Raw genomic sequence first — 8,488 nt, 5'->3', positions numbered from 1 at the left:
CAACTCAATACCGTTTTTACGTGCGGATTTTACCAGACGTTCACGCAATCGGTCGTAAAGTCGGGCATCGGTTGGATAGCGGACGGCTTTTTCCTGAACGGTGCTGTCGACATTCACCCGGGTCAGTTCCGATTTCTTGATAAACCCTTCACGCAACCCCGTTTTCAGACTTTCTTCGAGCATTTTTTCTGCTCCGCTCCGGGCAAGTTTTTTGCGCCATCGCGACATTGTCGACTGATCGGTCGGATATTCATGCTCAAAATAAATCCCTCCGGTAAAATACTGCCAGTAAGGATTTTCAAGCCATTCATCAAGAACGGCTTCATCACTCATGCCGCTCGCGTATTTCAGATAATGCAGTGCGACCATCAGACGAACTGGACAGGAGGGACGACCGTTATCTGCACAAAAGCTTCCCGACAAGCCGTCTTCAAAACTTTTCCAGTCAATTGCATCGGCAAGTTTTACCATCGCATGGCGCGGGGAAACAATATCACGCAACAAGGGTTTGAACAAATCTCCCTGCTGCTCCTGGTGAGTATCACTCCTTGTCATCATTTTGCAAGCTTTCTTTCACTTTTATATGAGTTTCTTGCAATAATATATCATGAAAAATAATGGTTTTCTATTGATATTCAATTTGTTAAATAATTTTTCATGATCGACTGCATTCACCTCGGCGCGGTCGCACTCAAGGAGAATTTCGAGGCGAGTAAACCGATGTTCCGCATCTTCGGCGAACGGGTGGCGCGCAAGGCGAAGGAGCTTTTCCCGGCGGCGGGATAGAGCTCCGCCTTTCGGGCGACTCTCACTCCCCCGGATCGGGGGGAGTATAGGCCGCATCTCCGCCGCAGGCGAGGTAACCCAGAAACACCTTCCAGAGTGAAATCACGCTCAGCGCGGTCAACACGGCTCCAAAGAGAAAGGTGTACCGGTAGTTCCGTGCCAGGTGATCGAGCATCCAGCCGAAAAGCGGTCCGAGAACGACGTTGCTGATTGCCAGCAGCATCGAGAAGGCCGAGTTGAACTGGGCGAAGAGTTCACGGGGAAAGAGCTTTTGACCGAGCGACGCCGAGAGCGTGAAGAAACAGCCGGAGATGATGCCGTGGATCACCAGCAGCACACCGAAGGAGGTGTCTCCGGTCACGGTGAACCAGCCGGCGAGCATCGTTACCAGATAGAGCACCTGTGCCGCCAGGCTGGTGCGCAGCGGGTGGAAACGGTCAGCGAGCATTCCGAGGAAGTAGCTCATCACCAGTGAAACCGCATAGGTTAGCGTAATGAGAAGCCCGTATTCGTGCATATCCATCTTCAGGCTCTGGGCGTAGAAGATCGAAAAGATGTTGAAGGGAACCGCCGCCAGATAGCTGAACACCAGCCCCGCAATCACCCAGCGATAGTAGGGAATGGAAAAACTCTGTCGGAAGTAGGTCGCCACCGGCTGGAACACTGTGTTTTTCACACCTGCCGGTGCTGCCGCCGGTGCGACCGGCGGATAACTCCCCTCCTTCACCTTGGTGCAGAGGGATACCAGGCCGATGCCGTAAAAGAGGCCGACGCCGACGAAGATGTAAAGCGAGTAGCTTTCGACCAGGCCCAGCAGGAAGGCGTTGAACAGCATTCCGGCGATCAGACTGACCGCCCGGAAGAGTGCGAAGAAGCGGCCCAGAAGTTCCGCTGGAACGACGTCGTTGACCAGCGCGCCCGACAACGAGCCGGCCAGTGTGGCGCCGAAGTCCAGCATTACCCAGAAGAGGCTGAAAAAGATCAGCCCGGCAGTATTGTATGACAGCACCTCCGGCCCGACCGCCCGGTAGAGCCACTGGCCCAGCATCGGCGTGAATCCGAGGCCGATCAGACCGAGAACGATGAACGGCGTCGTGAAGATCAGAAACGGGATGCGCCGTCCGAGCCTCCCCCGGTGCCGGTCGGAAATATAACTTACGATCGGACAGAGAAAGATGTTCGTAAAATTGGGAAAGGCGATGATGATCAGCGTATAGACCAAATCGGAGACATCGAATGTCCGGATCAGCAGCGTTGCCGAGGGGCCGATTGCACGGTCTTTCATCGCCCAGGCGAAATCTCCCCACAGCAGCCAGCAGAAAAGCGAAACCAGTCCGGCGGTGGTGTAGACGAGCGTGCCCTGCCGCCAGAGACGCGGGGTTGTGGATGGATTACAGGTCATATCACAGGATTCCTTTTGAATCATATTTCTTTTTCCAAAATGGTCGTGCATATTGTCGGTCGCTTTTTATTCCGAAACGACAGCTCGATCCGGAGGAGGTCCCGTATCAGCGGAAGCCCGCCGCCTGCGGTATGGCAGAACCAATGCCGCACAGGCGAGGCAGGGGCAGGGGGCCATCCCTGCGTCTGGTTATTGGATCGGAATCAGCTGGATATAGTCGAGGTTCAAGGAGGACCCGTCGACGTTGCTGATTTTCAGTTCCACTTTGCCGGCTTTCAGCGGGAAGAACAGTTTCCCGCTGTTGCGTTCCAGAATGTAGGACTGCCAGTCGGAACTGCTCTCGCCCAATCCGCCTGATGCAGGAATTTCAAACACGCCGAGCCGTTTTCCATCCAGCGTGATGGTCCGCCGGGCATCATCCAGGGCAGCACTGCGAAGCAGCAGTTGATAGTTTCCGCTCTTCGGTACAGTCAACTGCCAGGTCAGTTCGTGTCCCTTTTTATCCCAGTGCGAGAAACATTTCCTGTGGATTCCGATTTTGTCGACACGGATCATGACTTCGCCGCCGGTCTGACCGACGAAATCTTCCGCTTCGGTGATGATTCCCGTGACTTTGGGCTGCGGGGGCAATATGAGTCCGGTGGGGACCTGGCCCCGCAGTACGACACCGTTTTTCAGCGTCAGTTCCGCCTGAATCAGGCCGTTGCTGTTGACCGGTTTCTTCACTTTCACCGGGACTACCTTCAGCTCCCCGGGCTTGAGGTCGATCTCCCATGCCGCCGGTTCCAGCCGGATCCCGTTGGCTGCCGAGAGTTTCAGACGACCCTTCACCGCTTCTTTGAGCGGCGCACTGACCACAACTTCCAGATCACCCCGGTTCAATTTATCTTTGAATGTCAGGTTGAGGTTCGGGGAAAAGTCGGTCGGCAGATAGGAGAGTGCCGGATCATAGATATATCCCATGGCATTGGCGGCGATTGTCTGGCGGTAGTTGGGGTCCTCCATCAGACAGACCCGGCGATCCATCGCCGGAATCGTGGTTGAATAGATCCGCAATTCTCCGCTTGAGGCGGTCAAAATCTCTTCGCGCCAGTCACCGAGCACATCGGCCTGCATCAGAAAACTGCCTTCATAACCACCGCCGGAAGGGCCGCCGTTGAAGTCGGTAATTACCGGGGAAATATGTTCGCGTTGCAGGTCGGCATCCCAGTAAAGGAAGCGTTCCGTCCCCTTGTATGGTGCATCCTTGCCGGAACGCAGCAGTTTCCCTTCCGGAGAGTAGTGACGGCTGATCGCCGGTGTTCTCTGATCCTGGCTGGTATCCGTGCCGCCGACTTCCCAGCCGCGGTAGCGGGGATCGATATCGCCCGCGTAGCCGTAGTGGATATGATTGGTCGGCTTGTCAAGTTCCCAGAGTACTTTGCCGGTTTTCGCATCGGCACAGGTGAATCCGCCTTTCGTCCGGCATGCGGTTTCGTAGATGGTCACGATTTCCAGACCCGGATTGCTGTTGGTGATGTTGGTCACGTAGAGGAAATCCGGATGCCCGTGTCCGGTACTCCAGAGCGGCTGGCCATCGTCGTCGAGCACGGCTCCGCCGAGGATGATCTCATCGCGTCCGTCGCCGTCGAGGTCGATGGTCCGGGTGGTGTGTGCTCCCTGACCCTGATATTCGCGATTATAGTCCTCACTGTTGTATTTCCACAGTGGATCGAGCTTCCCGTCCTTGAGCTGCCACGCCTCGACGAGCATCAGCGTGTAGGTGCCGCGCAGAGCGAGAATGCAGGGGGTTTTGCCATCCAGATATCCGACGGCGAGCTGATTGCGCGAATAGAAATTGTAGGCGTGACTGACTCCTTCGAACAGATCCCGCAACGGCCACGGCGCCCGGGCGATCTCCCTGCCGGTCATGCCGTCCAGCACCATCAGATACTCTTTCCCTGTCAGTACCTTCCCCTTATCCGGGCCGCTTTTTTCGCGCAGGTCGCCGGCTTCCGGATCCGCTGCTTTCAGAATCACTTCCGCCTTGCCGTCGCCGTTCACGTCATAGACGATGTAGGGGCTGTACCAGATGCCGCTTTCGATGTTCCACCCGAGATTTTTCGTCCACAAGATGGTCCCGTCGCTTTTGACCGCTTCCAGAACCAGAGGATGTTTCGAAGGCACCCAGTAGAGATACCATGGATCGACGTTCACATTGCCGTAACGCACCACATAATCATATTTGCCATCGCCGTCGAGATCGCCGATGCCTACTTTGTTGACCCGGGCTTTGGAATCGCTGAGTTTGCAGGTGACGTAGGGATTTCGATCGAATTTGCCGGGATAAGGGTGCGCGATACCGGCCGCTCCGGTGAATCCGGCAATCGGACGTACCAGGTAGGTCGCATTCGGTTTCGGATTCTTCACCAGAAAATCGGTGGTCTGCATCACCGGGGCTGTGTTGAGTTTCCGCTCTTTACCGTTTTCGACACAGAAGACATCAAACCCTATTTTTGTATCATCAGTGGAGAGAAGCCTCCAGGAGAGGTAAATTCCATCCTTCACCGGCAGTGCAATCAGACCGCGGTCGAGTTTTTCCACGATTCGCTCCCTGGCAAATCCCGTTACCGGATGGTAAAGTGCGTTGGGAATTTTTTCCAGCCGGAAATCATCGACCATCAGGTCACAGTTCTTTACGCCGATCATTCGGATGCCGACTCCGTCCCGGCCGGCTGGAACCGTCGCTTTGACCGAGAATTCCTTCCACTGTCCCGAAAGTCGTCTCAGGGGTGCTTCGGCGACGCAGTTGTCGACCAGTTTCCCATTTTGAAAACCGGTAAGCTGCAGGAATGCTTCGCCGTTGGATTCCCCGCTTTTTCTGGCTTTGCAGGAGATGCGGATCCTTTGTCCCGGCTCTGCTGGTACATAACCGTGAAGAATGAAGGCCCAGTCTTTTTCCCCGGAGGAACGCAGCCGGGCGGCACGGTTGCCTTGAGCGGCCTCCGTCGTGATTTCCGCGGAGAAGGTAACTCCTTGGCGTCCCCAGCGAATCCACTTCTTCGGCGGCTTGCCCGGCGTATCCATTTCGAAGTCGGCCCCGGGAAGAATGACGAGTTCCGGTTCGCCGGCACGGTTGCCGCGCGATTCCAGTGAAACATCATCCAGAGAAAGATCACACTTCCCATTGCCGATTACACGGATGTTGATTCGGTCCACACCGGCGGGGACGGTGAAATTCAGCTTATACTCATGCCATTGGCCGTCAGTTTTCGTCAACTGTGCGGTCGCCATTGAATAATTGACGACTTTGTCATCTTTGTAGGCGGCGGCCTGCAGATGAGCATTCTGGCGGACCTGCATATTATTTTTCACCCAGGCGGTCAACAGAAACGCATCGCCCTGTTTAACCGGAAACCAGGAGGCATTGGTGAACGCCCAGTCTCTTTCGCCGGTGGAGACGATGCGCGCCGCCTGCTTCCCGGAATGAGCTTCGTCGGTCACCGTTACCCCGGCCGCATTTTTCTCTCTGGACCAGAGTGTCCAGTTCTTCGGCACCTTTCCGACAGGGGGCTCTTCGAAGTTGCCGTTGCGCACCTGAGTGTCCTGCCGGATCGACGAAACAGACGGCATCAGCGTAAAGAAATCGACATAGGGAGCACCGGGGCCGGTGGCATCCAAGCAGTCTCCGGAAATTTGCAGTTCAATCTTTTCACCGGCTTTGAGCATACGATTGGAAAACACTTTACTGGCTCCGGTCCGTCTCGTCCAGGTTTTTCCTCCGTCGAGCGAAATGCCGACCGTACGGCCCAGCTGCGCCTTGAGATCATATCTGCCGTCCCGGGTGACCGGAATTCGGAATTTCAGCACCGGAACGGTCGTTCCGGGCGGGGCGTCTTTTGTGATCACCTTGCCCTGCAGCACGAGGCCGCCGGACCATTTTTTTTCTGCATCGATATCGGTGCTCCAGAGATTCCAGCGGCCCTTCTGTTCCTTGTCCCGCACGATGGCTTCTGTATTGACCAGTACATTCTCCGCTTCAAAACGCTGCATGGCCGGAGCTGCGGCCGCACTGATCCCGGCCGCCAGAATCGGCATGAATTCCATCCATCGCTTCATGATTTCATTCTCCGCTTAGTAGGGATTTACCAGTTTGTCGATTTCCCAGACTCCTTGGGTTGCATCACATTTTCTTATGTGAGAGGAGCTTGTGACATTCCCGGCCAGCATCAGTAAATTGGCCCGGCCACTGTGCCGATAGCCGATCCGACATACACCGGTCTTGGAAACCGTCAGATCCTGCGGGTAGGCCGCCGGATTTAAGTGGTTGTCATCGTTGCCGTTGAAACCGCCGGAAAAGGTGAAGTCGGCAATCAGAAGCAGCTGAGAGGGGTTCTTGAATAACGAGACTTTGCGGATCCGTGGATCGCTCCCGTTAAATCCATCCATCGCCTTCTGGGTCCAGGTCAGACAGTAATTGGCACCGTAACTCTCCGGCCGGAGCGGAAATGTTTGGCCCTCTGCCCCCTGGCGCAGATCGCGGTCGCCGACCGAGGGACAGCCGTTGATTCCCCGGGCAGCCTCCCATTTCAGCCGTCCGGGACTGTTCCAGGTTGACACCGCACTCGGATCGATGGAACAGACCAGCCAGCTTCCCGCCTGATTCCAGTTGAAATCATACTCTCCGGGGACCGTTCCGTCTCCGGAGTTCATTCCACCATACGGAAATATGATGTCATCGAATGCGGAATAATAGTTGTGGAATGACAGCGACCACTGCTTCAGATTGTTGACGCAGGAGATCGATTTTCCTTTTTCACGGGCCTGGTGGAGGGCTGGCATCAACATTGCCGCAAGAATGGCAATGATCGCTATTACGACGAGCAGTTCAATAAGAGTAAAATTCCGATCTGACTTAAACCTGTGAGCTGATCTACTTTGCATGGCATTCTCCAGTTTTTTCAAGGAAGTCGAGGTAAGATCCTCATATTAAATTCCACGTCAAGTAACTTTTTTCGAACCAAGGTGTTATCAGCAGCGAACTACACCCTTGATGAAGTTTCCGCAATGCAGTTCCATGTCTTCGTTGGCCTTGTCGAACTCCTCCATCGAGTAAAAGTGGGTCGTCATACCGGTAAACTTCCAGATGCCCCGCGAGAGCAGCATCAGGCAGCGGCGGCAGAGCTCCGCTTCATACATGATCCGGCGCTCATGGCAGTTGATCGTATCGATCGCCTTGAAGTTCCAGAGTTTGTAGTCGATTGTACGGAGGCTGTCGTTGTGGTATCCGCCGATGCCGAGACGGCCGTGCGCACAGACCAGTTCTCCGGCCAGCTGCAGGCCGTCTTCGGTGCCGGTGAATTCCATTACATGCGGGAAGCCGATGCCGAAGATGTCGGTTTTGTGTCCGTCGCGGGTCAGATCCGGCGTGCCGATCGCCTTCCAGTCTAGCCGGTATTCCGCCGGAATCTCTTCCGGAGCGAGAACTTCAGTGGCCCCCATCTTCCTGGCGTTCTCACGCGCTTCCGGGCGCTTGTCGATCGCGACAATATCGCCGTAGCCCATCGCTTTGAAAAGAGAGATCATCCCCAGCCCCATGTAACCGGTTCCCACCACGGCGATCGGGTCGCCGAGGGTCTTCCACGGCATTTTTAACGCCGCCGAGAGCAAGCAGGCGAGCGGTTCGACGATGGCGTCCTCATCCTTGAGTTTATCCGGCACATGGCAGGTTTTTGCCGGCTCCATGACAATATACTCCCGATAGCCGCCGCCGCCGAGGCCGGTTACGCGGTCCCCTTCCTTGAACTCCGTGACGTTTTTTCCGCATTTTGCGACGACGCCGACGGTTTCGTGACCGAAGACTTCTCCCGGCTTGGCGGTTGACCAGGGATACCATTCGGAGTGGCACATCCCGGTATAGGTGACTTTCACCAGCAACTGATCGTCGGTGATTTCCGGAATCGGAACATCGATGATCTCGCTTTTACGGGGGCCGGCCATGACGATCTGCTTCATAGATTCAACTCCTTTTCATCTTGAGGATCTTTATGCCAGCGGCTTTCGTGGCTGGAATTTTTTCTGGATTTTATCCGTTTTCATCCTTGTATTTTCTTTGTCTATATTATACCTTAAAAAAAGGATATATCTTCACGAAAACAATCACTGCCGTCCCATACATCTTTGAAATCGTCATTCTAACCACCCTATTTGAGCCTGAGTTGATTGTTTTTTAAAATTACCCATTTCCGGTTTTTCCTTTTCGTTGAGTTGGATTATAGTTGTGCGAATCCTGGTAAATATGCCTGTTCCGGAGCGCCTCGC

At 54.9% G+C, this 8,488-nt stretch carries 6 protein-coding genes; 1 reads left to right on the top strand and 5 read right to left on the bottom strand.

Annotation, left to right across the window (positions count from 1 at the left end; all coding sequences use genetic code 11):
• A partial coding sequence (locus ACMLHG_RS02570; RefSeq protein WP_417169444.1) for a transposase occupies positions 1–558 on the bottom strand: 558 nt, incomplete at its 3' end.
• Between the two features lie 99 nt (positions 559–657).
• Here ACMLHG_RS02570 and ACMLHG_RS02565 point away from each other — a divergent pair.
• Entirely contained in the window at positions 658–786 is a 129-nt protein-coding gene (locus ACMLHG_RS02565) for a hypothetical protein (RefSeq protein WP_295812477.1), read from the top strand.
• Positions 787–808: 22 nt separating this feature from the next.
• Here ACMLHG_RS02565 and ACMLHG_RS02560 read toward each other — a convergent pair whose 3' ends face one another.
• From ACMLHG_RS02560 to ACMLHG_RS02545, 4 genes are all read right to left on the bottom strand, one after another.
• Complete coding sequence (locus ACMLHG_RS02560; protein ID WP_295812480.1) at positions 809–2,188, bottom strand: MFS transporter; 1,380 nt, start codon at positions 2,186–2,188, stop codon at positions 809–811.
• Between the two features lie 189 nt (positions 2,189–2,377).
• Positions 2,378–6,286 carry a carbohydrate binding domain-containing protein gene (locus tag ACMLHG_RS02555; protein WP_417169443.1) on the bottom strand — a complete coding sequence of 1,303 codons (3,909 nt, stop codon included), beginning with the start codon at positions 6,284–6,286 and terminating at the stop codon, positions 2,378–2,380.
• A 15-nt stretch (positions 6,287–6,301) separates the two neighbouring features.
• Positions 6,302–7,111, bottom strand: coding sequence for a DUF1559 domain-containing protein (locus ACMLHG_RS02550; protein WP_417169442.1), 810 nt, complete (start codon positions 7,109–7,111; stop codon positions 6,302–6,304).
• 87 nt (positions 7,112–7,198) lie between these two features.
• Positions 7,199–8,182: an alcohol dehydrogenase catalytic domain-containing protein gene (locus ACMLHG_RS02545; protein ID WP_417169441.1), complete on the bottom strand. Its 984-nt coding sequence runs from the start codon at positions 8,180–8,182 to the stop codon at positions 7,199–7,201.
• Positions 8,183–8,488 lie beyond the last annotated feature (306 nt).

It is taken from the genome of Victivallis sp. (genome assembly GCF_048170485.1).
Taxonomy (GTDB): Bacteria; Verrucomicrobiota; Lentisphaeria; order Victivallales; family Victivallaceae; genus Victivallis.
This window is presented reverse-complemented; position numbering and strand designations above follow the sequence as displayed.

Excerpts from the sequence above, each read along its gene's own strand:
- ACMLHG_RS02565 (WP_295812477.1), top strand. The coding sequence starts at position 658 with ATGATCGACTGCATTCACCTCGGCGCGGTCGCACTCAAGGAGAATTTC.
- ACMLHG_RS02545 (WP_417169441.1), bottom strand. The coding sequence starts at position 8,182 with ATGAAGCAGATCGTCATGGCCGGCCCCCGTAAAAGCGAGATCATCGAT.
- ACMLHG_RS02560 (WP_295812480.1), bottom strand. The coding sequence starts at position 2,188 with ATGACCTGTAATCCATCCACAACCCCGCGTCTCTGGCGGCAGGGCACG.
- ACMLHG_RS02555 (WP_417169443.1), bottom strand. The coding sequence starts at position 6,286 with ATGAAGCGATGGATGGAATTCATGCCGATTCTGGCGGCCGGGATCAGT.
- ACMLHG_RS02550 (WP_417169442.1), bottom strand. The coding sequence starts at position 7,111 with ATGCAAAGTAGATCAGCTCACAGGTTTAAGTCAGATCGGAATTTTACT.